The sequence below is a fragment of the Pseudomonas paracarnis genome (assembly GCF_904063055.1).
Taxonomy (GTDB): Bacteria; Pseudomonadota; Gammaproteobacteria; order Pseudomonadales; family Pseudomonadaceae; genus Aquipseudomonas; species Aquipseudomonas paracarnis.
In genome coordinates, this window is record NZ_CAJFCN010000121.1 from 1 (window position 1) to 429 (window position 429).

The window sequence follows — 429 nt, forward strand, 5'->3', positions numbered from 1 at the left end:
GTGACAAGGTTGGGTGGCGGGTTTTCGTGCAGCTCGCCCGGTGAACCGTACTGCTCGATCACTCCCTGGGTCATCACCACAGTACGGTCGGCGACTTCCATGGCCTCTTCCTGGTAGTGGGTCACGAAGAGCGAGGTCAGGTGGATGGCCTCGTGCAGGCGCGCCAGCCAGAGGCGCAGTTCTTTACGCACCGTGGCATCAAGGGCGCCGAACGGCTCGTCGAGCAGCAGAACCTTGGGCTCCACCGCCAAGGCGCGGGCCAGGGCGATACGCTGGCGCTGGCCACCGGAAAGTTGTTCCGGGTAGCGGACGGACAACCAATCGAGCTGCACCATGTTCAGCAGCTCGTGAACCTTGCTCGCGATCTGGCTTTCGGTGGGGCGTTGGTTTTTCGGTTTCATGCGCAGGCCGAAAGCGACGTTGTCGAAC

General features: G+C 62.7%; 1 protein-coding gene. It reads right to left on the minus strand.

Features of this window, described 5'->3' with window-relative positions; all coding sequences use genetic code 11:
- A partial coding sequence (locus JMV15_RS28185) for an ATP-binding cassette domain-containing protein (protein ID WP_201492018.1) occupies positions 1 to 429 on the minus strand: 429 nt, incomplete at both ends.